General features: G+C 60.4%; 21 protein-coding genes, 1 tRNA gene and 2 pseudogenes. 10 read left to right on the forward strand and 14 right to left on the reverse strand.

The features are described 5' to 3' along the window. Positions 1-57: 57 nt before the first annotated feature. On the reverse strand, positions 58-978 hold the full coding sequence (locus LV28_RS48090; protein ID WP_038619356.1) for a nickel/cobalt efflux protein RcnA: 921 nt from the start codon (positions 976-978) through the stop codon (positions 58-60). Between the two features lie 115 nt (positions 979-1,093). Between LV28_RS48090 and LV28_RS48095 the strand changes: the two genes are divergently transcribed. Together LV28_RS48095 and LV28_RS48100 are read left to right on the forward strand one after the other, a co-directional pair. Beyond that, positions 1,094-1,363 (forward strand): metal/formaldehyde-sensitive transcriptional repressor, encoded by a 270-nt coding sequence (locus LV28_RS48095; RefSeq protein ID WP_023598248.1) that lies wholly within the window; start codon positions 1,094-1,096, stop codon positions 1,361-1,363. Then, a complete protein-coding gene (locus LV28_RS48100; protein ID WP_023598249.1) occupies positions 1,360-2,013 on the forward strand; it encodes an ABC transporter ATP-binding protein in 654 nt (217 codons plus the stop codon). The genes LV28_RS48095 and LV28_RS48100 overlap by 4 nt, the downstream gene beginning before the upstream one ends. A gap of 132 nt (positions 2,014-2,145) precedes the next feature. Here LV28_RS48100 and LV28_RS48105 read toward each other — a convergent pair whose 3' ends face one another. After that, complete coding sequence (locus LV28_RS48105; protein WP_038619354.1) at positions 2,146-2,808, reverse strand: hypothetical protein; 663 nt, start codon at positions 2,806-2,808, stop codon at positions 2,146-2,148. A gap of 248 nt (positions 2,809-3,056) precedes the next feature. On the opposite strand from LV28_RS48105, the gene LV28_RS48110 reads away from it, so the two are divergent. From LV28_RS48110 to LV28_RS48120, 3 genes are all read left to right on the forward strand, one after another. Further along, positions 3,057-3,476, forward strand: a complete 420-nt coding sequence (locus LV28_RS48110; RefSeq protein WP_038621869.1) for a low affinity iron permease family protein — start codon at positions 3,057-3,059, stop codon at positions 3,474-3,476. 215 nt (positions 3,477-3,691) lie between these two features. Further along, complete coding sequence (locus tag LV28_RS48115; RefSeq protein ID WP_038619353.1) at positions 3,692-5,578, forward strand: methyl-accepting chemotaxis protein; 1,887 nt, start codon at positions 3,692-3,694, stop codon at positions 5,576-5,578. A 92-nt stretch (positions 5,579-5,670) separates the two neighbouring features. Then, positions 5,671-5,755 (forward strand) — tRNA-Leu (locus LV28_RS48120). Positions 5,756-5,812: 57 nt separating this feature from the next. Here LV28_RS48120 and LV28_RS48125 read toward each other — a convergent pair. The 5 genes from LV28_RS48125 to LV28_RS48145 all read right to left on the reverse strand — a co-directional run bounded on the left by LV28_RS48125 (position 5,813) and on the right by LV28_RS48145 (position 11,645). Further along, positions 5,813-6,391, reverse strand: a complete 579-nt coding sequence (locus LV28_RS48125) for a hypothetical protein (protein WP_023598253.1) — start codon at positions 6,389-6,391, stop codon at positions 5,813-5,815. A 164-nt stretch (positions 6,392-6,555) separates the two neighbouring features. Further along, on the reverse strand, positions 6,556-7,242 hold the full coding sequence (locus LV28_RS48130; RefSeq protein ID WP_041612623.1) for a hypothetical protein: 687 nt from the start codon (positions 7,240-7,242) through the stop codon (positions 6,556-6,558). Next, the gene (locus LV28_RS48135; protein ID WP_255315199.1) at positions 7,203-8,774 is read right to left on the reverse strand and encodes an amino acid permease; all 1,572 of its coding nucleotides are present in this window, start codon (positions 8,772-8,774) and stop codon (positions 7,203-7,205) included. Before LV28_RS48135 ends, LV28_RS48130 begins: the two co-directional genes overlap by 40 nt. 295 nt (positions 8,775-9,069) lie before the next feature. Next, entirely contained in the window at positions 9,070-10,518 is a 1,449-nt protein-coding gene (locus LV28_RS48140; protein WP_081326981.1) for an amidohydrolase family protein, read from the reverse strand. A 26-nt stretch (positions 10,519-10,544) separates the two neighbouring features. Further along, a complete protein-coding gene (locus LV28_RS48145) occupies positions 10,545-11,645 on the reverse strand; it encodes a porin (protein WP_052408618.1) in 1,101 nt (366 codons plus the stop codon). A 442-nt stretch (positions 11,646-12,087) separates the two neighbouring features. On the opposite strand from LV28_RS48145, the gene LV28_RS48150 reads away from it, so the two are divergent. Continuing rightward, positions 12,088-13,026, forward strand: coding sequence for a LysR family transcriptional regulator (locus LV28_RS48150; RefSeq protein WP_038619349.1), 939 nt, complete (start codon positions 12,088-12,090; stop codon positions 13,024-13,026). A gap of 55 nt (positions 13,027-13,081) precedes the next feature. Here LV28_RS48150 and LV28_RS48155 read toward each other — a convergent pair whose 3' ends face one another. Together LV28_RS48155 and LV28_RS48160 are read right to left on the reverse strand one after the other, a co-directional pair. Then, positions 13,082-14,407 (reverse strand): ferredoxin reductase family protein, encoded by a 1,326-nt coding sequence (locus LV28_RS48155; protein WP_038621859.1) that lies wholly within the window; start codon positions 14,405-14,407, stop codon positions 13,082-13,084. 549 nt (positions 14,408-14,956) lie between these two features. Next, positions 14,957-16,309: a hypothetical protein gene (locus LV28_RS48160; protein WP_147291588.1), complete on the reverse strand. Its 1,353-nt coding sequence runs from the start codon at positions 16,307-16,309 to the stop codon at positions 14,957-14,959. A 310-nt stretch (positions 16,310-16,619) separates the two neighbouring features. Here LV28_RS48160 and LV28_RS49640 point away from each other — a divergent pair. From LV28_RS49640 to LV28_RS48175, 4 genes and pseudogenes are all read left to right on the forward strand, one after another. Continuing rightward, a pseudogene (locus tag LV28_RS49640) lies at positions 16,620-17,045 on the forward strand (integrase core domain-containing protein); the annotation flags it as partial. Between the two features lie 392 nt (positions 17,046-17,437). Next, positions 17,438-17,806, forward strand: coding sequence for a hypothetical protein (locus LV28_RS48965; RefSeq protein WP_147291587.1), 369 nt, complete (start codon positions 17,438-17,440; stop codon positions 17,804-17,806). 74 nt (positions 17,807-17,880) lie between these two features. Beyond that, a complete protein-coding gene (locus tag LV28_RS48170; RefSeq protein ID WP_038619341.1) occupies positions 17,881-18,234 on the forward strand; it encodes a hypothetical protein in 354 nt (117 codons plus the stop codon). Between the two features lie 200 nt (positions 18,235-18,434). Continuing rightward, on the forward strand, positions 18,435-18,818 hold the full coding sequence (locus LV28_RS48175; RefSeq protein ID WP_038619339.1) for a hypothetical protein: 384 nt from the start codon (positions 18,435-18,437) through the stop codon (positions 18,816-18,818). A 240-nt stretch (positions 18,819-19,058) separates the two neighbouring features. Here LV28_RS48175 and LV28_RS48180 read toward each other — a convergent pair. The 5 genes and pseudogenes from LV28_RS48180 to dnaA form a co-directional block, all read right to left on the reverse strand. Beyond that, a pseudogene (locus tag LV28_RS48180) lies at positions 19,059-20,059 on the reverse strand (IS3 family transposase); the annotation flags it as partial. Positions 20,060-20,350: 291 nt separating this feature from the next. Then, positions 20,351-22,465 (reverse strand): DNA gyrase subunit B, encoded by a 2,115-nt coding sequence (locus LV28_RS48190; RefSeq protein WP_371328137.1) that lies wholly within the window; start codon positions 22,463-22,465, stop codon positions 20,351-20,353. Next, a complete protein-coding gene (locus LV28_RS49645) occupies positions 22,426-22,827 on the reverse strand; it encodes an ATP-binding protein (protein ID WP_371328138.1) in 402 nt (133 codons plus the stop codon). The genes LV28_RS48190 and LV28_RS49645 overlap by 40 nt, the downstream gene beginning before the upstream one ends. A gap of 178 nt (positions 22,828-23,005) precedes the next feature. Further along, on the reverse strand, positions 23,006-24,112 hold the full coding sequence (dnaN, locus tag LV28_RS48195; RefSeq protein WP_023598268.1) for a DNA polymerase III subunit beta: 1,107 nt from the start codon (positions 24,110-24,112) through the stop codon (positions 23,006-23,008). Positions 24,113-24,351: 239 nt separating this feature from the next. Then, complete coding sequence (dnaA, locus tag LV28_RS48200) at positions 24,352-25,884, reverse strand: chromosomal replication initiator protein DnaA (RefSeq protein WP_038619333.1); 1,533 nt, start codon at positions 25,882-25,884, stop codon at positions 24,352-24,354.

The following is a 25,884-nucleotide window of genomic DNA, read 5'->3' on the forward strand; positions in this document are numbered from 1 at the left end:
CGCACACGTCGGTCCGGCGCCGATGGCGTCCATGCGCCCCGCCCGGCTGGCGTCGCTTCAAGCGCCGAAGAACAGATGCGACGCGCCCTGATAGGCCACGTAAAGTCCTACGAGAACGATGAGCGCGCCGGAGACGTAGGGTGCCTTGCGAGCGAACTCGCCGAACCCGCCCCATCGCTGCGACACGTGTCGCACGCTGAGCGCGGCCAGTGTTCCCGAGGCCACCATCGTCAGCGCCAGGCCGATGCTGAAGCACAAGACGAGGCCCGCGCCCAGCGCAAAACGCTTCAGTTGCAGGCACAGCAGCAGCACCGTGATCGACGCGGGACACGGCACCAGCCCGCCCGTCAGTCCGAACATCACGATCTGCCCCGTGGTGACATTGCGGTCGGCGAACCGCCGCTGAATGTCGCGGGCGTGAGCTCGCTCGTGAGCGTCCTGATACTCATCAGCCGCCAGCGCGAGCCCGGCGGGTTGGGCGGATGCATGCGGATGCTGGGCGGGGCGCTGATCGCGGGGATGCCCGTGATCGTGATCGTGATCGTGGCCGTGGTCGTGGCTGTGGTCGTGGCTGTGGTCGTGGTCGTGGTCGTGGTCGTGGTCGTGGTCGTGCCCATGATTGTGACCGTGCGCGTGAGCGTTATCGCGCCAGGTGCGCCAGAGCATCCACGCCGCCACGCCGAGTATCAGCACACCCGACGCCAGTTGAAAGTACGGTTCGGTAGCTTCCGCGTTCCAATTGCGCCCGAAATAGAGGCCGGCCATGGCCACGAGCCACACGACCGCCGTGTGCGAGATCGTGGCGGCGAGGCCGAGCAACACGGCCTGCCCCACCGTGCCGCGAATTGCGACGATGAACGCCGCCATCATCGTCTTCGAATGGCCGGGCTCCAGACCATGCAATGCGCCGAGCAGGATCGCGCTCGGGATGAAAAGCCAGGCATTGCCTTGCTGCAGAAGGGTCGAGAACTCCGTCATGACGCCACGCTCGATCGAGTTGAACAGGGAACCGCGAATATACTCCCCCAGAGTATATTTGTGTTAGCATTTTTCGCACATTGATCGTCAGAAAATTGCGAGGGCGCGACAGACCGTGCACACGATTCGGGACAAGAGCAAATTGCTGGCACGCGTGCGTCGCATACAAGGGCAGACGCAGGCGTTGGAGCGTCAGTTGAGCGAGGAAGGCGACTGCGTGGAGATTCTCCAGCAGATTGCCGCCATTCGAGGCGCCGTCAACGGTCTGATGGGCGCGGTGATCGAAGGACATCTGGTCGATCACCTCGTTCATGAGTCCGATGAAGCGCATCGCGAAGCCGAATTGGCACCTGTCCTCCACGTGATCAAGGCCTATCTGAAATGACACGCCCCGGCCCCCTGCTCCGCTTCGCGCATCTCACCCAACGTTTCGGCGACTTCACTCTGTTCGAGAACCTCGGGTTTCAGGCCGACTGCGGCTGCTTCGCATTGCGCGACGAGGGCGGTGGCGGCAAGACCACGCTGCTCGGCATGCTCGCGGGCACGGTCGATGCCCACGGCGGCCGGGTTTGGATCGACGGGCATTCGATGCAGAGCGCGACGGACGCCGCGCAAGCCGCGCTGGCCGTGGTGCCGTTCGATTGCCTGACCGAGCCCGCGCAGACGGGGATGGGGTTTCTTGCGCAGCGTGCGGCTGCGCGACGAGTCGATGTGAGCGCGGACGTTCTGCAATGGGTGGAGCGCTTTGGCTTGATGCCTCACATGGAAAAGCGGTTCGATCAGATGTCACTGGGTACGCGCCGGAAGTTCTATCTGAGCGCCACGCGATTCGGCTCGCCGCGCGTGATCCTTGCCGACGAACCGAGCGGCGGCCTGGACGGTCCGTCGCGCAGCGTGCTGATCGATCTCTTCAGCGAGCTGGGCAAGAACAGTTGCGTGTTCTTTTCGACGCATGACGACGAACTGGCCGAAGGCTGCCACGCCACCCAGCTGCGATTCCCGGATCTCGCGAGCGTCGCGACCAGCGGTCCTTGATCGCCCAGCCGGGGGCCGACAGATTTACGTCGAGCGCCATCCCGTCATGTCGGGTCGCAGCGTGCCGAAACCGTCAGGTTCACCTCGCGCCGGTCCCCGGCGGCAACGGCACGCGTCACCTTGACTGCCGGGTCAAAGGCGGCTTCGAATCAGCACGCCGGCAGGAAATGAGGCGCCTTCGGCCGCAGTGTCCGAGCGTACCGACGCTACCGCAGCGCTATCCTCCTGATCCTCCGTGACCGAAGCCGTGGCCGGCATTGCGGCGGCGTAGTAATCCCTGACCATCCCGTAGCTCGTCATCTGGCCGCGAATATAGGTGCCGTCGGCGCCGGCCGAGGACCCCATGCGGCTGAAGTCGTTGTAGTCCCGCCGGCTGATCGTCCCTCGGTAATACGGCCCCAGGGCGCCCGTCAACATCAACGCCTTCCAGAAATTGTTCCGGTTGAGTCCGACGGCCTCGTCAACGATCCACTGCACACACCGACGTTTCTCGATCTCGCTCAAGCTGTTGAACGAGGCGGGGACCCGAACCGCCCGCATGGATGACCATCGGCTTTCGCTATTCGCCGCCGCATGCCAGTCCTTGCGCAATTCCGTGTATGCGACTTCCACGGAATCGTTGCTTGCGGCACCGGCAACCGAGGCGCCCTTGCGTGTACGCAGCGGTGCGGCGTCGCCATCAAAACGTGCGGTGGCCGAGTGTGTCACGCGCGACAGATCGCCGGCGACGCCACCCTGCGCCGGCGCATGCGGCTCGATGAACGCCGGAGCAGGCGGGATGCCGCGCACTTCCATCTCTGAAACAATGCCCATGACTCGACTCCTCAGGTAGGTTGGTATTTCAGATTGGCACCGAAAACGCGGCACACTTTCAGTTGTCGACGCCGGATTTTGGCATCGGGCCACCCGTCGAGAACGCTTGGGATATTCGCGGGGTGGTCCGCTGGCCGTATTCGGCGACCGCAAGCGACGACAACCGCTCATCGATGGCGGCCGTCGCTTGTGACATCATTCGGGAATTGTTTCGACGACAGGAGACAGCCATGCGCAGCCGATGGTTCTCGAAGTTTTCGAGCTACCTTTCCACGCTCACCGGACGACCGTCAGCGTTCGTGCTGGCGGCGTCGCTAGTACTTCTCTGGGCTGTCACCGGCCCCATGTTCGACTACAGCGATACGTGGCAACTGGTCATCAACACGTCCACGACCATCGTGACCTTCCTGATGGTCTTCCTCATCCAGAACACCCAGAACCGCGACACGGCGGCCATGCACATCAAGCTCGATGAGCTGATCCGGGCCATGGAAGGGGCGCATAACGCCTTGCTCGACCTCGAGGAGCTCGACGAGAAGGAGCTCGCGCGCTTTCGCAAGCGCTACGAAGCCCTCGCGAACGAGGCCCGCCTGGCGCTTCGCAACGGCAAGCGCGATACCGGGTCGCCCTTCGTCGACGACAAGCATTGAGACGAATCCGAGGGGCGCCCGGTGTATGCCTCGGCATCGACGGTTGAAACGCAACGCGGGCGCATTGACTTTCGCTCACTAAAGTTCCCGCCCCGCGCGGCCGTAAGCGAGGGAGTAGCGCAGCACTGTCTCCACGCGAGGGCACCGCAAGTCCCGCGCCGACCGGTTGCCCCCCCGACCCCACGGCTCGCATGCGAGCCTATCGAAGATCGCCCATGAAAGTCACTTCCTTGCGAACCCGGATTTTGCTCATTGCCTGCCTGACGGTGGTCGGCGCGCTGATTCTCTCAGGCGTCACGACCTACGTGATCGTGCGCGGGAGCATGATGTCGAGCATCGACGATACGCTCTCGGCCGTGGCCGACGGCAACGCCAGCGCCATCGATCGCTGGTCGGCCGACAAGGCGCAGGCTGTCGTCGCCACGTCGCAGGTCGTGGAAAAGGGCGATCCCGCGGGCCTCGTCAAGCTCATGGGCAAGACCAACGACTTCCCGATCACCAGCGTCGGCTGGTCGGACAAGACGTTCTTCTCCACCGCGGCCACGCCGGCAGACTACGACCCGACCGCTCGCCCCTGGTACAAGAGTGCCGTTTCGGCTGGCAAACTTACCGTCACCAAGCCGTATGGCGATTCGTCGACGGGCATTCCGTACGTGGCTTTTACCGCGCCGATCGTGCGCGACGGCCAGACCACCGGCGCGGTGAGCGGTGCGGTCGCCCTGACCGGCGTGCAGGACATCATCAAGGCGGTACATCCCACACCGTCGAGCCTTGCGCTCGTGGTGGCCAGCGACGGGCAGGTGATCGCCCACCCGGACAACAAGTTCTCGCTCAAGCCCTCCACCGAAGTCGCACCGCAACTGACCGCCGAATCATTGCCCGGCATGGCCGCCGATGGCGCGGCGCCGGTGCAAATGTCGCTCGCCGGCGCACCGAAGCTGCTCCGGGCGAAGCGCATTCCCGGCACCGACTGGTACCTCGTGGTCGCACTCGACCGCGCGGAGGCGACCGCCGGGCTGACGCGCGTGCTCACCGCCACGGTCGTCACGCTGGTGGTGCTGACCTTGCTCGCGCTGGTCATCGCCACGATCTTCACGTCGCGCGCCTTCAAGCGCCTGTCGATCGTACGCGACGCGATGGATACCATCGGTTCGGGCGACGGCGACATGACGCAGCGTCTGGACGTGATCGGTCACGACGAAGTGGCGCAGATCTCGAAGTCGTTCAACGCCTTCGTGGACAAGATCAGTTCGGTCATGCTCGACGTGCGCTCCGGCGTGTCGTCGATGACCTCGGCCACCAGCGAGATCGAAATGGGCAACCGCGACCTGTCGCAGCGCACCGAGGCCTCTGCCGGTTCGCTGCAGGAGACGTCGTCCGCGCTCACGGAACTCACCTCCAGCGTGAAACAAACCGCCGACACGGCCGAACACGCCACGCGTCTGGCCAACGACGCGAGCGCCGCCGCCGCCCGCGGCGGCCAGGTGGTGACCGACGCCGTCGGCACCATGGCCGCGATCACGCAGTCGTCGGAGCGCATCACGGAAATCATTGGCGTCATTGACGGCATCGCCTTCCAGACCAACATTCTCGCGCTCAACGCGGCGGTCGAAGCCGCCCGCGCGGGCGAGCAGGGGCGCGGCTTCGCCGTGGTGGCCGGCGAGGTGCGCACGCTGGCGCAGCGCAGCGCGGCGGCCGCACAGGAGATCAAGGCGCTCATCGAGACATCGGTGCAAAACGTGAAAAGCGGCACCGAGCGGGTACAGGCGGCGGGCACGACGATGCATGAAATCGTCGACGGCATTGCCCGCGTGCAGCGTCTGGTGAGCGAGATCCACGGGGCGATGACCGAGCAGAGCACCGGCATCAGCCAGATCGACCGGTCAGTCTCGGAAATGGATCAGGCCACGCAGCAGAATGCGGCGCTGGTGGAGGAGTCGGCGGCGGCGTCGGCCATGCTCAGCGAACAGGCCCGCATGCTGGCCGAGACCGTGGCGCGCTTCCGCCTGCGCGACAGTCAGTCGTTCGAGTCGCGCGGCCCGGGCGGCGCACATGCGCCGTCGTTGTCCGTCGTCGGCGGCACGAAGCGGCTCGCCGCCTGAAGGGAACCGGCGCGGGCGGCAGGGGCTTTCGTGAGCGAGGCATTCACAAAAGTCGATTTTCCCGTTACAATCGCGCTCCCTTGCAGGACAAAGCCGACGTGGTGAAATTGGTAGACACGCTATCTTGAGGGGGTAGTGGCGCAAGCTGTGCGAGTTCGAGTCTCGCCGTCGGCACCAAGGTTAAAAAAGGCAGAAGATCGAAAGGTCTTCTGCCTTTTTCGTTTTTCGGCGTCGTCACGCCCCCGGGTGATCGCCTGGATGACGCATCGCCTGCGCGATGACGTTCGAGGCGGATCCTTCAATGGCACTGCTCACGGCTTCGCGCATGGAAACCCACAGGTAATTCGGGAATTGACTGATCCAGCTCCACTCATAGGTTTTCGCCTTGACCGCATGCAAATCGAGTGGCACGTAATCGTACGACGGGAGCCGAAGCAGAATATTGAATGCGTGAAGGACGTCCGTCTCGTGCAGTCTCTTGAGCTCATCGAACAGGCGCAAAGCCGCAGCTTCAGGGGGCTCGCCCCTCGCACAAAGGAGCTCGCGCAGCCAGCGCAGGTCCTTGCAAATCTTTATTGCGTAATGGAATTCTTCCTTGAGTGCCCGGCACAAATTCCCGAAAGCGATTTCGATAAGTTCAGACTCCGTGAAACCTGGTGAACCCGCAATGCCGACGGGAGCGTGGCCAACGCCTGCCATGTCGTCGACGAATTCATGAAACGCGCCGGCGCCCGGCACTGGACCTTCGGCGCCACGCACGTCCGGGACCGCAAAGGGAATGGCTGAAAAGCCGGTGTTCTGCGCAGGATTCATGGTCGATCTCCATACGGTGGAAGGAAGAACCATCCTGTCACCGGATCGATAACGCCCTTTGCGTTACACTCGCTCGACTTTCATTTTCCGTACCCTGCCGGGCCGATGCCCAGCGCGCTTTGCGGGACATCGACCCGCCCGCGTCTGAATCGGCGGCGCCAGATTCACCGCGCCATCGCGGCGTCGCGCAACAGACGACGCACTGTCGGCCAGTGCGCTCGCGCGAATCTTCCGAGTCCAAGCCGCCGCCAATGGCGCAACACTGCGGCGCGTCCATCGGGACCGTCAGTGAGCACGCACTCCAGCGCCGCAAGCCGCAGATGGATCTCGAGCCGGTCGAAGTTACGAATCAAATGTTGAAAAAGCGCGTAGCGCTTATCGTCACCGGGCATTCGTGCCATCCAGTACCTGACGAACGCCTGCCAACCGGGGGTACCGCCGCCATGGCGAACCGCCTGCGCCCAATGCGCCACGAAGTCCTCCGGGATGTCGTGTGCGAACCCCAGAAAATCCGTCTGAAACTGAAATGCCGTATCGGTATCCACCGACACCGGAGGGAAGGGAAGCGACCACGCCGGTTCCGGCACGTTGGCCACGCCATCGAGCGGCCATCCGATGTCGGGCGTCGCGCTCGAACGGCACGACTCCTCCATGTCGGATGGCAGCACCAGACTGATATCCGGGATCGGCAACGGCGGCATATCGCGATTTCCTTGGCAGCGAATGGCTCTCGCTGCCATGCTTATCGCACCGCGTCCAGCGGATTCGCTATCCGATTTCGCCAATTCCGAATACATCGGCTGGCGCAGCGTCAGCCGTGCGGCCCACGCGACGACGGCGCGGACGGCCAATGTGCCGCGTCGGAAATCGGGGGCGTTTGCCGCGGGCGAGGGCGCGCGTCGGGAAATTTCATGTCCGCGTACTTCACGAAGCGCGTGCGGCGCGCCAGTCGGTAACCCGCCCAGATCAGCAAAAACAGGGGAATGCCGATGTAGGTGGCAACCACGCCGCCCCAGTCGATCCGGTCTTGCAGGAACGCCTCGTAGTTCTGCCCCAGCGTGATGATCACGCACAGCACGAACGCGAAGATGGGTCCGAACGGGAAGCACGGCGACACGTAGGGCAGATTGGCCAGATCGCCGCCCCGCTTCAGATAGCCGCGACGGAACCGGTAATGGCTGATGGCGATACCCAGCCAGGCGATGAAGCCGGTCATGCCGGACGTATTGAGCAGCCAGATGTAGACCGCGTTCGGGCTGAACACGAAGGTGAAGAAGCACAGCGCGGCCACGGCGGCGGTGGCGAACAGCGCCCAGAGGGGCACACCGTTGCGCGAGACATGGGCAAACACGCGCGGCGCCTTGCCGTCGCGAGCCAGGCTGTAGAGCATGCGGGTGGCCGCGTACATACCCGAATTACCTGCCGAAAGTACCGATGTGAGCACCACGGCGTTCATGATCGATGCCGCGCCCAGCAGCCCGGCACGCTCGAATATCAGCGCAAACGGGCTCACGCTGATGTCGGTCACGTCGTTGCGCAACAGATGCGGGTCGGTATACGGGATGAGCAGGCCGATGACCAGAATTGCCGCCACGTAGAACAGCAGGATGCGCCAGAACACCTGACGCACGGCGCGCGGCAGATTGCGCGCGGGGTCCTGGGATTCGCCCGCGGCGATGCCGATGAGTTCGGTTCCCTGGAACGAGAAGCCCACGACCATCGCCACACCGATCAATGCGGCAAAGCCACCGGCGAATGGCGCGTTGCCCACTGTCCAGTTGACCGCCCCGCCGGCTTCACCGCCACGGATGATGCCGAGCAGCATCATCACGCCCATCGCCACGAAGGCCAGCACGGCGATCACCTTGATGAGCGCGAACCAGAATTCGGCTTCGCCGAAGCCCCGGGCGGAAAGGGCGTTGAGCCCGAAGGTGATGGCGAGGAACAGCGCGCTCCAATAAACGCCGGGCACATGCGGAAACCAGTACGCCATGACCAGTTGCGCCGCCACCAGATCGACCGCCACGGTGACGGCCCAGTTGTACCAGTAATTCCAGCCCAGCGCGAAGCCGAATCCCTCCTCGACGTAGCGCGCGCCATAGGTGGAGAACGAGCCCGAGACCGGCATGGCTGCCGCCAGTTCGCCAAGGCTCGTCATCAGGAAGTAGACCATGAGCCCGATCAGGACGTAGCCGAGCAAGGCGCCGCCGGGCCCGGCCTGCGCAATGGTGGCGCCGGAGGCGACGAACAGGCCGGTCCCGATGGACCCGCCCACTGCGATCATCGTCAGATGGCGCGCCGACAATGTACGGCGCAACTCGCCCGGCGCGGGCGCGCCTGCCTTGCCGCCGTCGCGGTGCTGATCGTGTTCCGATAATGCCAAGATGGTGTTCCCTTCAATCAAAAAAGTGCGTTGGGTAAAAGAAAAGGCCTTGAATACACATCAAGGCCTTTCCAGTTTCCGTCCCGCGTCGGTGTTGCCGGTTGGCTTGAACGTCGCCTCGACGCCATGCCTGTCGCACGCCCCCCTGGCGGTCCGCAGCTCCCGCAGCGCCGATGCAACACGGCCACGCACGCAGGAAAATCAATGAGTTAGCGTTGTCATCGCCAATGGGCGCATATGGTAACACTACAGATCTTCCAACCAGCCTGCGGACGCTCCGGAGGACGCATGCCTTCTACGCCAGTCCCGCCACCTTTCTCAGACGTTGCGCAGAACGCGTGGCGTCGCGAATGATCGCATCGGCGTCGATCGACACGAACTTGCCGTCTCGGCGCAGCATGCGACCGTCCACGATCACGGTGTCCACGTTGTCGGGCTGCGCCGAGTACACCAGCGAGTTGAACGGATCGACCACGGGCGCGATATCGAGATCGTCCATGCGAACGAGGATGATGTCGGCCTGCTTGCCCGGTGTCAGTGAACCGGTGCGCTCGGCGAGACTGAGGGCTCGCGCACCGTCGATGGTTGCAAGTTCGACCAGCCGGCGAGGGGTGAGCCGCACTTGTGTGCCGCGCGCCTTGTGCGCCCACAGCAACGCGCGCATTTCATTGAAGAAATTCGCGTTGGCCGACGCCGCCGACGAATCGACCGAGATCCCCATGCGCGCGTGAAGCGCCTCCATTTCCGCGAACTGGGTGTAACCGCTTCGTACTGTCGAGTATTGCAGCTCGATGACCGGTGCGATGCTGATATTGACGTTCGATGCCACGAGCGTTTCGCGTTCGGCTGCCGTGAAGCCCTGGGGGTGCACCAGCAGCAGATCGGAGTCAAGCCATCCATGCTTCGCCATGACGTCGACGATGCCATGCGTCAGATTGCCGTAGTGCAGCGTGTACGGCAGATGCATGGCCCGGATGTGCGCCATCGACACGCTCAGATCATCGAAAACACTCGGGCGCATCATGCCGTCGTTGTCCGTCGTCGGTGCGATGACCACTCCCAGTGTCAGACGCGAGCGCTTCGGCACGATGGTCTGACGCACGCGCTCGACGTCCTGCCAGTCCATCGGTCGGGTCGAAGGCTCGCCGAACCTGCCGTATGAGAAGCGCGCGCGTACGCCGAGATCCTCGAGCGCCTGCATGTCCGCATCGGCGTGTGCGGAAGATGGCACGTTATGGCAGAAGTCGTGTACCGTCGTGATGCCCGACGCGAGGTTCTGCGCCACACCAAAACGCACCGAGTGGTAGAAGTCGTCCGGTGTCATGACCGCACCTGCGCGCGCCTTGCTCGGGAAATAGCCGAACAGCGGATCGTCCCCGCGCAGCGAACCTCGCAGCACGCTCGTCCACAGATGCTGATGCGTGTCGACGAAGCCCGGCATCACGATCTTTCGGGTCGCGTCGACGATGCGCACGTCCCGCCTATCGATGCGTGGGGCCACGGCGACGATCCTCCCCGCCTTCACATGCACATCGCCGGACGGGAGTTCGCCGAGTGACGGGTCCATCGTCAGCACGTAACCCCCGCGCAGAATGTATTCGTCGTCCGACGCCGCCTTGCGGGTGTCTTCCGCATAGGCGATCCCCGAAACGGGCACCAGCGATGCCGGCGCGAGGGTACTTGCGGCAAGCGAGCCGCAGAGCTTGAGCAGATCGCGCCGGCGTTGCTGTACTTCGTCGTTCATATGCGGCCTCCTTGGGCGCGGTTGCCTCAGAAAGTGTGTTGGATGCTGAGCGTGCCGATGAACTGGCGGTCACTGCCCGATGGTCCGGTCGACGCGTTCACCTGGGCTTTGGCGCCCGCGCCGTACGCGATCTGATACGCGGCATCGACATACACGGTCGTGCGCTTCGAGAAGCGATAGCCGATGAGCGAAGTCACCTGATTGGCGCGGTGGTTGTCGAGTTGCGCGTTGCCGTGCATGTAGCTGTATGTCACTGACGCATACCACGCCGCCGTGAAGTCGTAGCCGGCGCTGACGTCGAACACGTCGATCTGCGCGCCGGTGGCCGTGTTGCGCGAAACGGTGGCGAGGCCGGAGATCGTGAGCTTGTCGAAGCCGTAGCGAAGGCCGAGTCCGATGTTGCGGATACCGTCGTTACCGTTGTTCGTTTGCGGCGCCTTGACCATGGTGTATGCCGCGCCGATGCCCGCGTTGCCGCGCTCGTAATTGACGCCGAAGCTCGTGGCGCTCGACCGCCCGAAGCTGCCCGCCACGCCGCCGAAACCGTACATGGCGCCAAACGTCAGGCCGGAGAAATCGGCGCTCTTGAACTTGACCGTATTGGCGATCGCCTCACCGTTGACGCGATCGAAATCGAACGAGCCTTGCGCAGAGTACGAGACGCCGAACCTCGGGAACGGTCCCTGGTGCGCGGCATACGCGCCTTCGAAGAAGCTGCCCGGATAGCGGTTCAGCGTGAGGCTGTCGAACATGAAGTCGCGCTGGTTGCCAACGCTCAGCGTGCCGAAGCGATTCGCCAGCCCGACATACGACTCACGCGAGAACAGCGCCGCCGGGCCGCCGAACACGTTGCCATTGAGGATGCTGAACAACGTGCCGAGGTAAAACACGGCGCGTTGTCCGTCGCCGAGGTCTTCTCCGCCGCGAATGATCACTGCGTTCGGGCGCAACACACCCGGATTTGCCGTGACGGCTGCACCGCCGTCGACATTGCTCGTATAGCCGACGCCCGCGCCAAGCAGGCCGCTGATTTCAAGATTGCTCTGTGCCGACGCCGTCGTGGCGAATGCGCCACTCAGGAAGCCCGCGGCGACCAGCGAGCGCGTGCCAATGCCATGAAGATTCACGTTATCTCCCCTGAATTGTTTTGGATGCATCACAAAGACAGCTTTCGCAAGGCATTCGCCGGTAGGCATGGCCTGCTACGCATCGGTCGCATCCCCGAGTTGTGTTCAGGGGGCAGGATTGCGTTATGCTTTAAATATATATAATTGACGTTTAAACATATTGAAGGCATTGCGGCCCGCATGCCCCTGCGGGGGCGCGCAGACCCGCGCTCGGGGATCCGGGATCCGTCCGCTGGCGCACGTCGGCTCTGGGAAATGATTCTAGGTTCGGCACAACCCTCGGCCGGTGAATTTTTGGAACGGGCCATCAACCGCGGGTTGACGTGATGAGCACGCGCACGCGAGACCGGTGAGAGGATGTCGGAGCGGCAAGCGGGCCGCCTTTGCGGCGTTGAGTGGGAACGAAACTGACTTGCGGTCGATGTACCGTCGGAGATTGAAAATGAATGTCAGCACCGGTCAGGCGCCGCCGTCGCGCCTCAAGCTCAAATACCTTCAGGTTGTGGCCGTGCTCGACGAGACGCATAGCCTGGCGAAGGCCGCCGATCATCTGAACCTTACCCGCGCGGCGCTCTCGAAGACGCTCGCCGGGCTTGAAGAACTACTCGGCGTAAAGCTTTACGAGCGCACGGCGGCCGGCGTGGTGCCGACGACGTTCGGGCGTACGCTGGCACGCCACGCGCGGTTGATCCTCGGAAATCTTCGGTCCGCCGAGGATGAGCTTCGCGATCTGATGAACGAGCATCGGCAGAGCCTTGCCGTGGGTGCGCTCTTCGTCGCCATGCCGCAATTGCTGCCGCAGGCCATCGCCCTGATCACGCGGTCGGCGCCCAGATGTGTCATTACCGTACGCGAGAGCGGCTCGTTCGGATTGGCGGCCGGTCTTCACGACGGAAGTTTCGACCTGGTGGTGGGGCGTCTCGTGCCGGAGTATTTCCGCTCGGCGGTCAATCTCGAGCCATTGTTCGAAGAGGAATTGCTCGTGATTTGCCGCAGCGGTCATCCGTTGGAAAACGTGCCGGCGTTGACGTGGCGCGAGGTGGCGAAATACCCCTGGATGTTGCCACCGAAAGAATCGCCGATCAGCCACGCGATTCAGTCGCAGTTCCTCGCGGATGGCGTGCAGGGGCCGGCGGTGATCGTGGAGGCGTTTTCCATCCCGCTCGCATTGGGTATGTTGCAGTCGTGCGATGCGATGACGGTGTTGCCGAGTCGTCTCGCGTATGCGTTGCGCGACAAGGGCGAGATCTCGATCCTGTCGTTGCGCTCGCCGAGATTGCCGGCCCCGATGGGGGTGGCATGGCGCAAGGACTGTCCGCTCTCACCGCTCGCATCGTTGTTCATCGCGGCGCTGAAAACGTGCGCGGGCGAGCGGGCATGACATTCACCGATGGCTGGGACCGGCGGCGACGGCATACGACACGTCGCCCGGTGGTTCAGCGCATGTCGAACAGTTCCCGGTGGAAGGCTGCCGGATCCAGGCCCCACTTCTGCATGTTGGCCTGAAGCGATTCGCCCATGGCGGCAGGGCCGCAAAACCAAATACTGGCGGACTGCCAGTCCGGCAGCACTTCCCGAACGACCTCTCCCGTCAGGCGCGGGTCTCGTCCCTTGATGTGAAGGTGCAAGGTGACGTCGGCCATTTCCGCGTGCTTCCGCAATCTTTCCACGAACACCGGATCGGGCAGTTGGGTCACGTAGAACAGGTCGATCTTGCGTTTGTCGTGCTCGACGGCCAACGCCTTCAGGCGCGCGATGAAGGGGGTAATGCCAATGCCGGCGCCGATCCAGATCTGCCGCTGCTGAGGCCCCGTGAATTGGAAGGTCCCATAAGGCCCCTCGACCCTGGCGTGGCCGCCGACCTGCAGGGTGTCCGGCAACCGGCGCGTGTAGTCGCCCACGCCCTTGATCAGAAAGGTCAGCGTGTCGTCACCGGTCCAGGCGGACGAGATGGTGAAGGGATGCGCTCCCTCCCGGGGGTCAAAGGTCACAAAGGCGAACTGGCCGGGTTGATGGCCGGGCCATGGCTTTTGCAGATGCAACACGACCTTGAGCACGCGATTGTGCTCGAAGCGTTCGAGTTCGGTAATTCGCGCCGATACCTGCCGGCGGCGTCCGATGTGGCCCAACAGACCCACGATCGATCCCACGACACAGCCGGCCACGAGCAGGGCCGTCAACCAGCCAACCGGATTGGACCAATCGCGAAACTCGGTCAGCACGACGGCATGCCAGCAAAACACGAGGGCAATGACGGCCATCAGCCGGTGCGTGTATCGGAAGTAGCCGTAAGGGATGCGTCGAATCAGTGCAATGAGAACCAGAACGATCAACGCGTAGAAGGCCCATTCGCCCATCGTCTCGGCCAGGCCGCGCTGCTGGCGAAAAAAGGCCTCCACGCCTTCCAATTGCGGACGCGCACCTCTGGGTGGACGCACAAGCCAGCCCCAGCCCACGGCCCATTTCGGGGCCTTGATCCACAGCCAATGCACAACGGCGGCCGACAAGGCAGTCACCCCCAGCCACTTGTGCAGACGGTACATCTTGTCCAGTCCGCCCATTGGCGGCTCGATGGACACTGGACGTACCGACAGCATCACCGCCACCGCCATGGCCGCGAAAGCGAACAGGCCCGTCAACAGGATCCATTCGTGACGCATCGCAAAAACTTCGCTCAGAAAGAAGATCTGCCTGTGCGCAGCCAGCCAGATAGCCACCACGATCGCCATTCCCGCCACCAACGCCCAACGTATCCTGTGCATTCGGATCACCTTGAAGGACATTTTTCAAAGCATGCACGCCTATCGCCGAAGTGGCAAACCCTTTTCCACCGGAACATGATGTCAGTCAAGCGGTGGGGTGAGGAACCTTCGCGAATACCGTTGCCGCGACCGGTGTCGGGCGTGCCAGCATTGCCCGTCAACCCCGTCAACCTTATCGCTCGCCTGCATCGATACGCCGCCGAGCTGACATTCGACGCGCGCGCGGATTCCTGACCGTCACCATGCACGCAAGCATCTTTTGCTCGAAGTTCATGACATCCGGAATCTCATTTCCGTGCTGCGCGTTGGTACCGGGTGTGCCGTGGTGAATGCGACGGTCTTCCTCACCCGCCTTCGGCGGACCTGCATCTTAGAGAAGAAGAGGCGAGGCACGGCACCTTGATTGGGACCCAGGTTGCGACTTCCAGAGGGAAAGACAATCGTTCGCCCTCCGAAGTCGCGCTGCTTCATGCTCCCATCTCCTTGTCACAAAGCTGGACTCCGAGTGATGCAGCCACTCAATCCTCAGGAAATGGGGTATGCATATTTTTATGGACGAACAGTCGATACAAATCCGGAGCAATGCAACTCATGTTCAATGAAGTTCTTCGGCGTCTTCACGTCAGAAATGGTGTACCTACTCCTCATATTGGTTTCGCCAAGCGAGGACAATTCATCACGCAGCAGTTGTTCGCCATTCAGTTTCACTATCTCTCCCCAAGCTTTTTTAAAACTGATGTTCGCTCCGACCGGAACTTCGTCACTATCCGACAAGTATTTCAGCAATTGAAGATCCGCGTAAGTTAAATTCTCATGCGCCAAAGAACTCATTTTTTCTTTCCATTGATACAAAGACAAGGGCGGCTCCTTTCCGAACCCGCGAAGCAAAAGCTGCCGATCTTCGCCCATACTCTTACCAATGCAAATCAAATTATGCGAGTTCATTGAGGATGCAGGATGAAATGCAGATGCATTGACGCTGCGAATAAACAGGATATCGCCTTTCGTTAGCTCCTCCACGGCGCGCGCCTCGGTTTTCATACCAAAATCCTCCAATAATTTCAGCATTCCATCCGGGCCTAGCGACAACCTGCCCCCATATTTATTTGACACCAGCTTATTAAACTCCACATTACCAAGCTCATCCTTTATGGAAAGTGCGATGCACAAATGGACGAACAACCTGCAATCCAGCAGGAACGGCGTGTTGACGATAAGTTTCTCCAGCGCGCCACAACAATCGTCGCCTTGGTACGTATACTCCTTTCTTTTGTGAACGATATCAAAGCTCATCCCAGCGATACTCTTGCCAATCTCCGTCCGATACCACCCCTCCAGAGCTCCTTTCTCCTGCCCGAACTTTTCTGCGGTACCGGTATTACGTCCATTGCTGAATGCACTATAGAACTCCGCCTCGTACAGAAGGTTACTTCTTTTATTCAATTCGTCGAGACGACGAACCACGCCATTTGAAAATCTTTTGATTTTATTAGATTCATTGCTGACCACATTAGTTTTACAACGAATCTCCAACCCCGGAAATTCATCAACAATGGCCTTCTCGATATAAGCTGCCCTCGGCAATGAATCGTTGTTAAAACTATGAAACTTGATATTTACTGATTTGCAATCCTTATTATTCGCCAGGAAGGCCTGAATATTGTCGATCAGAATTTTCGCAACCCTTGGAGATTCCACGTTAGGACCAATACTCAACGAGTAAAAACCAGGATTCATCCTGCGCGAATCAGTTCGCTGAAGACGATCCTTCTCCGAAGAGTCACCATTATTGAAGTAAAGGTTGGCCGTGTTGGTACAAGGCGTGAGAGAGTCTTTTTTGTTCGGATCCTGCTTTTTGTATACGGATCTGTGGCCAGCGACGTTTTTCTGTGCGGATATCATTTTCGTACCTTATTTAAAAAGTGCCGGATGTTCGGGAAGAGCAATTTAATTTATGGCTTTACGGAATTACACTTGCTGCGAATGAACTGCGGCTGCCGGCGCCGAAGCGACGCTCGGCAAGCGTGCGGGTGATTCAGTGGGCTCACCGTGGTGGTGGGAGGGCCGTGCCCTTCAAACTCCCGACCAGCTTGTCGGTTGAACACCATGCCAATGAGTAACGTCGCTCGGGCAATGGGTTCCGGCGTAGCCGAGAAGTGACGATTAACCCGCGCCGAAGGACGGGGGCAAGGTTGGGCGGGATAGATGAGGCATTCGGGAGAAGGTCGGCATCTCCGAGCACCGCGCCTGCCGGCTGCTCGGGCGTTCTCGCAGCGTTCTGCATTAGGACACGAGGCCAGACCACGAGAATGAGGTGCTAGCGGTGTGTCTGGTGGAGTTGGCGCACGGACGTCGTCAATTTGACTACTGCACGCTCTGGCGGAGCGCAAAGGTACAACACGCCAATCGCAAGCGCATCTACCGCCTGTACCGTGAAGCGAGGCTGGCTGTGCGGCGCCGTCGCAGGCGCCACGGCGAAATGATTGATCGCCGGCAACCCGCATTGCCGGGCGCAGCCAACGAGGCAGCGCAGAATGCGTACGCTGAATCGTTCAACGGCAAGTCTCGCGACGAATGCCCTGGCAAGCACTGGTTCACGGCGCTCGCGCAGGCTCGGGCTGTCGTCGTGGCATGGCGTACTGCTGAAGCGCCTGCAATAACTTAAACCAACCGACTTCCGCGAAAACCGGGGCGATTCAGGATCTCCACTACAAGCAGTGATTATCCATTGAATAGTTAGTGTTCCTATACAAATTAACGACTAAATTCGGAACCATCCCATATCCATTTTTTCCCGGTGCGACTAGATTCTGAAGGTCAAATTCTTCAAGTATCGAGCCTTCCGTGCCAACCGTAAGCCGCGCGATATCGCTCCTAATGTTCACCATCCGACGAACGACTCCGACGCCCAGGTATGTTGGACGTCACCGTCAAGTCCGTCTCCCTCCAGCTCTGCAAATTTTCGGGGATCGGTGAATGGGAGACTCCTCGTCCACATTGCCTGTCTGTGTCGAGACAACGGAGCGTGATTTGACGGAAGCGCACCTCCTGTTCACCATCCGCGAAAAACTCCCATCGCTCTGCAGGCTAAGGCTTGAAGAAATTTGCGGTGGCGCGGAAGCCGGGACCGTCGTAAAGGTCGATGCACATTGCAGCGTGGTGGTAAAGGCAATCCGTTCCCGCCTTGCGGCAGAAGAAGTTGCTCATATAAGGCGAATGAACGCCGCGATCCCCGGCACTTGTCCCCCCGTCGTCTATTTCGAGGCAGACAGGGGCATCTACGCTACTGAATTCGCTTCGGGAGAAACGCTGGAGCGGCAATTACGCGATTCGGTGATCGACGTCATGGGTTCGGTTTGCGCCGAGCCTGAAAGGCTCAACTCAGCCTTGCATTTATGAGCGATATGGTTAATGATAATCATTTGTATTTTCATTAATTTTTTCACAACGTAAGCGCGACATGGAGTTTTGTCATGCCACTTCAACTAGGGCTCTCGCGAGAGGCTTTTTATTCGGATTATTTCGAGAAGATGCCATGCCATCTAACAAACGTTGTATCCGGTGATGATTTTTCATGGCGTGCACTGAGCCAGACGATTTATGGTCTGAATTTCGAGAGCGACACGGATGTCAAGGTTCATCTTGATGGTGTGCTCAAGCTGGCCCAATACACCGAACGATATCAGGACATTTCCGATATCAAGGTTAGGTTATCCAAAGAGCGTCTGGAGTCTCTTCTCCGGGACGGCGCAACGCTCGTTGTAAATCGCCTGGATTTGAAAAACACCGCAATTGCGGCCCTGTGTAAGGCGTTATTCTTGGAATAGCGGCACATTCCTAACCTGCTTTCTGATCGGCAATGGTTTCGGCATAACGGCCGGCATCCTGTCGGAGAGTCCAATGGTGGGGGTACTGACCCAGCGAATGGTCCAGATGGGGTGTAAGTACGTAATGGACAATATCAATACGCCTCAAACAAATGATGACGGGGATGGTTGAACGAAAACGATTACGTTAAGGAGTCTTGATGAAAAAATATCGACATAGACTGGCGTGGTACTTCGCGGTTTTTATCATAAACCTTGGGATTTTATTCTCCGGTAGCAAGTTACTGTTTTCGGCATCCTCTTCGGCACTTTTGTACTATTTGCCGACGTCTGTATTTTGGCTGTTCGCCGGGCCGTGGTTGTTTGGGCGCCGATTTCGATCGAGTTCGGTGTTTGGCATTAAAGTAGAACGATTTGGGTTTTGGATTATCGGTATCGCTACTTTCGGCACCGTGATCTTTCTGCTCCAGGGTAACGACAAGCTTGCGGCCATCGCAATCTTCGCTGCCATGTGCGGTGTCGAGGATGTGATTTGGTCCAGGGAGGGTCGGTGTTCCGCCGACCAGCCGGGATTCCAGTCCTAAACAATAAAAAGTATTGGGGATGCCCTCTGCTTCGAGCCTCGCAGTGATGACGAGCGTGAGGCAGGGGGTGCCGAACAAAAATGAGCTACGTTGACCCCGCGAAGTCGAAGTTGTTTCGTCAGGAAGCATTGGATGCCCGTCGAGATCGCTTCCAAGGCAGTGTGTTACTGACCTTTCCCATTTCCAGTTGGCTGATCAACGCCAGCTGTGGGGACGATGATGGTTGTAGTCGTGCTGTCAAGCCGTCATTTTTTCTCGGAGGTCGTATAGCGTGACGAATTCATGCACGTTAAGGAATTCATCACGCAATCGACCATTGAAAGACTCGATCAGTCCATTATCGGTCGGCTTACCGGGGCGTGTGTAGTCGAGTTTCACCCCACGCCGGTATGCCCAGTCGTCTAGAGCGCGGGAGGTGAACTCGGTGCCGTTGTCCACGGTGATGGATTCGGGCCATCCACGAAGGAGCGCAGAACGATCCAGTGCTTGGCCAACCGCACGGCCGGTCTGTCGAAAGTTGGCCTCCAGACAGACACTCTCGCGACTCCATTGATCGATGACGGTCAGAATGCGAAAGCGGCGCCCATCAAGCATCTGATCATGAACGAAGTCCATGCTCCAGTGCTGATTCGGCCCAGTGGGCACCGGCGGCTTGCCTCGCAGCAGGGCGATGCGTTTGCGGCGCTTGACCTTCATCCGCAACTGCAACCCCTCCAGGCTGTAGAGCCGATAGACGCGCTTCTTGCCCACGTCCCAGCCCTCGCGATGCAGCATCACCAACACTCGCCGGTAGCCGAACCGCGGGCGACTTAAGGCGATGTCCCGGATGCGTTGGCGCAGCGCCCTTTGATCTCGCGCATGACTCTTCGCGTACCAAGTCGAACGCTGTAGCAACGCCAGCGCGCAGGAACGTTGCACGCTGATCTGAAAGCGCTCTTGCATCCAAGCCGCCAGCTCGCGCCGTTTGGCGGCCTTCAGACTTTTTTTCGCACCACCTCTTGCAGGATCTGCTTATCCAGCGTCAGGTCGGCGACGATACGCCGCAGGCGTGCGTTCTCGTCTTCGAGCTGCTTGAGCTTGCGCAGCTCGCTTACGCCGAAGTCGGCGTACTTCTTCTTCCATGTGTAGAAAGTTGCCTCCGACACGCCAAGCTGCCGACAAACGTCGACCACCGGCGTGCCGCTCTCGGCTAATCGCAATGCATAGGCGATCTGCTCTTCGGTAAATCTCGAGCGTTTCATGGCGACTCCTCGCCCCGTTTGGGGCGCTGAGAAGCAACTTTACCTCTAGTTTTGACCTGTACCGATATTCCGGGGACACGTCACCGTGTCTCAAACAAAAAGAGGGCCTTGAAATTCAAGGCCCTCTACGCATGTCTCGCGACGGTCGACGTGCCGTTATCTAGGCTCGAACCCGGCAGTGCAAATGCCACCACAATTCGAGTCCAGATAATCTCAGCAACTTCGTTATTTCAGTCTTACAACCCAGTGTGTAATCTCACGAATTCTGTTTCCCTGCAACGAGAACAAACCTCAAACATCAATATTCCCAGCCCGCAGCGCGTTCGTCTCGATGAAAGCGCGGCGCGGTTCGACGTCGTCGCCCATGAGCGTGGTGAAGATGCCGTCGGCGGCGATCGCGTCTTCGATCTGCACGCGCAGCAGGCGGCGGACCGTCGGGTCCATCGTGGTTTCCCACAGCTGCTCCGCGTTCATCTCGCCCAGACCCTTGTAGCGCTGCTTCGATACCTTGCTCTCGGCATCGGCCATCAGCCACTTCATCGCCGTCTTGAAGTTCGACACCGGCTGCGAACGCTCGCCACGCCTGATCGTCGCACCCTCGCCAATCAGCCCCTTGAACGTCTCAGCCGTCTTCTGCAGCTGCGCGTAATCCGCCGATTGCAGGAAGTCCTGCGTGATCATGCTCAACTTCACGTTGCCATGATGCCGACGCTCCACACGCAGCGCCGCCACCGGATCCGCGTTCTCGACGTCTTCCATCACCGCCGTGATCGTGATCTCCGGCGCCAGCGGATCGTCGCTCAACGCTGCCTCCAACGCCAGTGCCGATTGCTTCGCCGCTTCCTCATCGTCGAGATTGATCTCCACGCCTTCGGTCACCGCCGTCAGCACCGACGCCTCATAAACCCGGCTCAAACGCTCGATGACGCTGTCAGCCAACTGATAGCTGCGCGTCAGCTCGCCCAGCGCATCGCCCGAAATCGGCGCAGCACCCGTCGACGGCGTCAGCTCAGCATTGTTCATCGCCAGCTTCAGCATGTACTGCGCCAACTCGCCTTCATCCTTGATGTAACGCTCGTCCTTGTTGTGCTTGACCTTGTACAGCGGCGGCTGCGCAATGTACACGTAACCACGCTCGATCAACTCCGGCACCTGACGATAGAAGAACGTCAGCAGCAGCGTGCGAATGTGCGCACCGTCCACGTCGGCATCGGTCATGATGATGATCCGGTGATAACGCAGCTTGTCGATGTTGTAGTCGTCCTTGCCGATACCGCAACCAAGCGCCGTGATGAGCGTGACGATCTGCTCGCTCGAAATCAGCTTGTCGAAACGCGCCTTCTCGACGTTGAGCACCTTGCCGCGCAACGGCAGAATCGCCTGGAACTTGCGATCGCGCCCCTGCTTCGCCGAACCGCCCGCCGAGTCGCCCTCAACCACGTAGATCTCGCACAGCGCCGGATCCTTCTCCTGGCAATCCGCCAATTTGCCCGGCAGACCCACGCCGTCAAGCACGCCCTTGCGACGCGTCATCTCACGCGCCTTGCGCGCCGCATCACGCGCGCGCGCGGCTTCGACGATCTTCGAACAAATGATCTTGGCGTCGTTCGGCGTTTCCTGAAGGAAGTCCTCCAACGCCTTCGCCACGTATTCCTCCACCGGCGCACGCACTTCCGACGACACCAGCTTGTCCTTCGTCTGCGACGAGAACTTCGGCTCCGGCACCTTCACCGACAGCACGCACGTCAGACCCTCGCGCATGTCGTCGCCGGTCGTCTCGACCTTGGCCTTCTTGGCCATCTCGCTCTCGACGATGTACTTGTTGATTACGCGCGTCATAGCCGCGCGCAGCCCCGTGAGGTGAGTGCCGCCATCACGCTGCGGAATGTTGTTCGTGAAGCACAGCACCGTCTCGTTGTAGCTGTCGTTCCACTGCATGGCGACTTCCACGCCAATACCGTCGCGCTCGCCCATCACGTGAAACACCGTCGGATGTAACACCGTCTTCGACTTGTTGATGTACTCGACGAACCCCTTCACGCCACCGCCAAAGGCGAAATCGTCTTCCTTGCCCGTGCGCAGATCCGTCAGACGAATCCGAACGCCATTGTTCAGGAACGACAGCTCGCGCATACGCTTGGCGAGAATGTCGTAGTGGAACTCAACATTGCCGAAGATCGTTTCGTCAGCGAGGAAGTGCACTTCCGTGCCACGCTTGTCGGTATCGCCCAACACCTTCAGCGGCGACGTCTCGACGCCGTCGACCACCTCGATCTCGCGATTCTGCGGCACCCCACGGTGAAATTCCATGAAGTGCTTCTTGCCATCGCGACGCACGGTGAGCTTCAGATACGACGACAGCGCATTCACGCACGACACGCCCACGCCGTGCAGACCGCCCGACACCTTGTAGCTGTTCTGGTCGAACTTGCCCCCGCATGCAGCTCGGTCATCACGATTTCCGCCGCGCTACGCTTCGGCTCGTGCTTGTCGTCGAACTTGATGCCCGTGGGAATGCCGCGACCGTTGTCCGTCACGGAAATGGAGTTGTCCGCGTGAATGGTCACGTGGATGTCATCGCAGTAACCGGCAAGCGCCTCGTCGATCGAGTTGTCCAGCACCTCGAATACCAGGTGATGCAGGCCCGTGCCGTCCGACGTGTCGCCAATGTACATGCCGGGACGCTTGCGCACAGCCTCCAGACCCTCGAGGATCTGGATGGAGGCTGCACCATAGCCGCTTTCGGCCTGCTTTTGCTGTTCGCTCATGACAATCTTCCGGTTACTGCGTCATTAACTGACGAATTACTGCTTCATGACCTGTCGGCTCCGTGCGCTTTTCGCGCCACGAAGTCGGCTTATCCCGCAAAAGGATAATTCTCTAGAAACGCCAAAGGGGCGCTCGGCCCCTTCGCGCATGTGACGGCGCGTATGGCGGAAACTCCGCTCAAATGCGCATCGGCATCACGACGTACTTGAATTCGTCGTTGTCCGGCAAGGTGATCAGCGCGCTCGAATTGGCGTCGCCAAGGCTCACCTTCACCTGCTCGACCTTGAGGTTCGACAGCACATCGAGCAGATACGTGACGTTAAAACCGATATCCACCGATTCGCCCGTGTAATCGATCTCGATTTCTTCCTGCGCTTCTTCGTTCTCGGTGTTGTTCGCGCTGATCTTCAGCAGGTTCTCGCTCACGAGGAAGCGAACCCCCTTGAACTTGTCCGACGTCACGATCGCCGCACGCTGCAACGAGCGATGCAGCTCTTCACGGCTGATCACAAAACTCTTGTTGTACCCCTTCGGGATCACGCGGTTGAAGTCCGGGAACTTACCCTCGACCAGCTTCGACACCAGCTCGACGTTCGCGAAACGGAACTTCACCTGGCTCGGCGCCACGTCGATCTGCACCGGATCGTCGATGTCCTCGAGCAGACGCTGCAACTCGAGAATCGTCTTGCGCGGAATGATGACTTCCTGACGCGCGAACTTCTCGCCCGCGATCGTCGTGTTGCAGTACGCCAGACGGTGACCGTCCGTGGCGACCGCCTCGATCTTCTCGCCTTCGACCACGAGCAGCATGCCGTTCAGGTAGTAACGGATGTCCTGCTGCGCCATCGCGAAGTGCACCATGCCCAGCAGTTGACGGAATGCCCGCTGCGGCAGCGCAAAGCTCGCGGCGTAATCCTTCGCCTCGGCCACCGTCGGGAAGTCTTCCGCGGCCAGCGTCTGCAACTGGAAACGGCTCTTGCCTGCCTGCACCGTCAGACGCTTGTCCGACAGCGACAGTGCCACTTCGGCGTCCGGCATGTTGCGCAGAATGTCGAGCAGCTTGCGCGCCGCCACGGTCGTCGCCACATCGTCGGCGCCGGCACCGCAGTCGGCGGTGGTGGTGATCTGCAACTCGAGGTCGGTCGACAGGAACGAAATGTCCTGCCCGTGCTTGCGAATAAGCAAATTGGCCAGAATCGGCAACGTGTGGCGACGCTCGACGATGCCACTCACAATTTGCAGCGGCCGCAGCAGATTGTCTCGTTGAGTTTTGACCAATTGCATATTTATCCTTCGTAGTAACTGTTAACGGGTGCCGGTTGCGGCTGAAAACCCGAAGATTCCCTTATCTATCAATCGCTTGCAGATGGGATAACAGGGCGGAAAACACGGTGGACGAGCCGGGGACGCGTTGTGCGCCGATCCGCTATTGTGCCCGAAAACACCAGTTCCCCCCAAACCACCCCCAGCTTATCCACAGGGACGCCGGCGACCCCGCCTCGCCGTCCCCCGGACACACCGGTTTACCCCTTGAGCGTCTGCTCCAGCACGTGCAACTCGTGATTGAGTTGCGCATCCTTGCCTCGCTCTTCCGCAATCTTGCGTACCGCATGCAGCACTGTCGTGTGGTCGCGTCCGCCGAACAGCTCGCCAATTTCCGGCAGGCTCTTCTGGGTGAGCTCCTTCGCCAGGTACATCGCAATCTGACGCGGCCGCGCAATATTGGCAGGCCGCTTTTTCGAATACATGTCGGCGACCTTGATATTGTAAAAATCGGCCACCGTCTTTTGAATGTTCTCGACGGAAATCTGACGATTCTGAACCGTCAGCAGATCTTTCAGCGCTTCCTTGGTCAGCTCGATGGTGATTTCCCGGCCGTGGAACTTCGAGTACGCCAGGATCTTGCGCAACGCGCCTTCCAGTTCACGCACGTTGGAGCGCAGGTGCTTGCCCACGAAGAACGCCACGTCCTCCGACAAGCCCACACCCTCGGCCTGCGCCTTCTTGATCAAAATCGCCACGCGCATTTCGAGCTCGGGCGGTTCGATGGCTACGGTGAGGCCTGAATCGAAACGCGAAATCAGACGGTCGTCGATCCCCGTGATTTCTTTCGGATACGTGTCGCTCGTGATGATCACCTGCGCACGATTCGCGATCAGCGCCTCGAACGCGTAGAAGAATTCTTCCTGCGTGCGGCTCTTGCCCGAGAAGAACTGAATATCGTCGATCAGCAGCAGATCGAGCGAATGGTAGTAACGTTTGAACTCGTCGAACGCCTTTCGCTGGTATGCCTTGACCACGTCGGACACGTATTGCTCCGCGTGGATGTACCGGATTCGCGGATTCTGTTTCTCGGCCAGCAACTGGTTGCCGATGGCATGGATCAGGTGGGTCTTGCCCAGGCCGACGCCGCCATACAGGAACAACGGGTTATACGACGTGCCCGGGTTGTTCGCGACCTGGATCGCCGCCGCGCGCGCCAACTGGTTCGACTTGCCCGTCACGAAGTTGTCGAACGTGAGCACCGGGTTGAGCTTGGAACGCTCGTAGATCGACTCGGCCTCGCTGATTTGCGCGGGCTCCTGCGGCGTGACGCGCCAATTGCGGCGCACCGCCTCCGCTTCGCTCGCTTCCAGATCCGGACGCTCACCGTCGAGCGACGCCACATCGGCCGCATGCGCACCGGCCACCGCCGTTTGCGCCGCAGCCGCGGCCGGATTCTGGCGCGCCACGCCGGCAGGCACGGCCGGCGGGGCCGGAATCGGTGCGGGCGCCGGGGCGGGCGTCGACGAGGGAACACGCACGCCCGCCTTGGGATCGAGCACGAACGTCACCTCGATCGGTCCATTCCAATAGTCCGACGCCATGCTCTGGATACGCCCCGAGAATTGGCTCTTCACCCAATCCAGCTTGAAGCGATTGGGTGCGCCGATCTTGAGCGTGCGCGCCTGTTCGTCGAAGTCGAGCGGCGCCAGCGGTTTGATCCAGGTGCGGAATTGCTGGGGCGTCAGCTCTTGTTCGAGACGTGTCGCGCAGTGTTGCCAGAAGTCGTTCAT

Origin of the sequence: Pandoraea pnomenusa, from assembly GCF_000767615.3 — a bacterium.
GTDB lineage: Bacteria > Pseudomonadota > Gammaproteobacteria > Burkholderiales > Burkholderiaceae > Pandoraea > Pandoraea pnomenusa.